A 2,025-nucleotide genomic window follows, 5' to 3' on the forward strand; every position below is an offset into this window, starting at 1 on the left:
GTTCATCATCCGATGCTGGAAGGCATTCTCCTGTCTGAATGTGAACGTCTGAGGCAGCGTTCGCTGGCAAATAAACTGATCAGCCTCTTCCGTCAGTTTGGTGGCACGGAGTTGCGCCTCAAACTGGTCTGGCTTTGCTGGCTTGATTTAATGACCGGAAACTGCCTTGACGACTGGACGGAGAATCTGAAACGGAAATCAGAAAAAGAGCTGGAGGAATGGATCATCAACCGTCAGAAGCAGAGCGCAGCACTGACGGATCTGATGGATCAGTACGTGCTCCTGGCATACCGCACAACGGTTGACGATAAGCGCACCTGATGCCAGTTGTTTCAGGGAAGCTGGTATCCGGGCAGGGTGCCAGGGCTGACTGAACGGCCTGTCTGCCTGCCGTTTCGCTCTCCGTGCGTTCTGTCACATGCTGCACCTGAACACCGGACTGCGGGCACGCAGACAGGAAAGTCGCAGGCTGGAACTTCTGACCGGCGGGTATCAGTTATATGCCTGTTGATTCATCACCACCACGCAGCTCCTGAGCTTTAGTTCATCACCGATATTCATACATCTGAATATCGGTGATGAAATCCCCATAATAATCAATCATCTAAGTCTGAACCATAATGGAGAAAAACTGCTCACCGGTTACTTCGCTCTCAGCTTATTGTAGTGATAACCCGAGGTAAAAATACCAGAGACATCAGGCAACTTTAAACTGGCTATCTGGGGAAGCAGAACATACATGGTTTTTCCTTCCGGCACGACAGAAAGCCTGAACTGAGATTCAAGAATGTTCAGCAATGCGTTCAGTTTTTTCCTGTTTCTGAACCGGCCCGGGCCACACTGGAGAATATAATTTTTCCTGACACGGGGCGGGCATTCTCCGCGGCACTCCTCAATGAGCCAGTCGAACAGCTCCTCGGCGTCCTTCTGCTGCAGTTCAGATTCATCAGGTAACGCAAATAATTTTTTATATTCATCTGTGTACCACGAACTTATTACGACAGCAGACGTCATGATATCGGCAGAGATTTTCCCTTCACCATAGCTGAAATACTGAAATAACGCTGCAATTCTTGCAATGTTTTCTGTTTTTTTTGAAACATGTCCCCGAAACGGGCTTAAGGGTCCGGAAGGGGATAAATCCTGCTCCAGAACATTATAGTGCTCAATAAATATTTTTTGCGCTTCAGGCGAAAAATGCAGACAATACCGTTCATCCTCACTGGATTTTTCAATACTGCCTCTGGCCAGTTCCATTAATCGTTCATGAAATGCCGTTAATGATCCTCCCGGAATCACAGCTCCGTTAATAAAGCGTTTCCCCTGCGTGGTTGCAGGTTTACTGATAAGACAACGGGCAAGAAAACCACTGTCCCTGGCAACAGAACCTTTTCGCTCCATATATCGGTCAAAAAGACCGGGTTGCACCATGAGGGATAACGTCATTCTGGCATTTTCAATCATCTGTTCGGGTTCATTCTTTCTGTCCACAGACAATACAGAGCCATCCCACATTTTGTTAATAAAAGGCAACTCAGACAGGGTATATCCATCAAATATAATACCGGCTTCATCTGACATAATACCCACTGAACGCCATTTACCACAAAGCTGATTCTTAATTGCCGCAGTCGTGGCATCATTAAAAATGAATTTATACCTCACAGGTTCTTCCGCACTGTTTTTCTGAAGTACTTCCAGTTGTCTGAGGGTTTCTGACTCATCCGCGCCTTTGCGGAGTTCTTTATTCAGTTTTGACAACAATGCTTTTTTCTGAGCCTTTAAAAGCTCTTCCTTGTTTTTCCAGACAGCCAGTTCACTTTTGTATCTGGAATATAACTGCATCTCCTGCTGGTACAGGGGCTTCATTAATAATTTGTCCACTGCGGTTTTTCGTTCTCCGGACTCGGCAAGCGTCAGGAAAAAAAGAGAGACCGGCCCCCGCAGTGTATTCAGTCTGCAGACATCAATCAGATTCTGGCAGACAAGTGAAACAGCGCCCAGGGCAGACGCTGCCACAAGCCC

2 protein-coding genes are annotated in these 2,025 nt (G+C 47.0%); one reads left to right on the forward strand and one right to left on the reverse strand.

Translation table 11 applies throughout. From position 1 onward, the window contains the following. On the forward strand, positions 1-321 hold a 321-nt coding region (locus tag E0D98_RS23620; protein WP_072095398.1), incomplete at its 5' end, for a hypothetical protein. A 321-nt stretch (positions 322-642) separates the two neighbouring features. Here the strand turns inward: E0D98_RS23620 and E0D98_RS23635 are convergent. After that, the coding region (locus E0D98_RS23635; protein WP_240723758.1) for a DUF3987 domain-containing protein at positions 643-2,025 on the reverse strand (1,383 nt) is incomplete at its 5' end.

This window comes from Escherichia sp. KCJ4928, assembly GCF_004352695.1.
In the GTDB taxonomy this organism is placed as follows: Bacteria; Pseudomonadota; Gammaproteobacteria; order Enterobacterales; family Enterobacteriaceae; genus ECMA0423.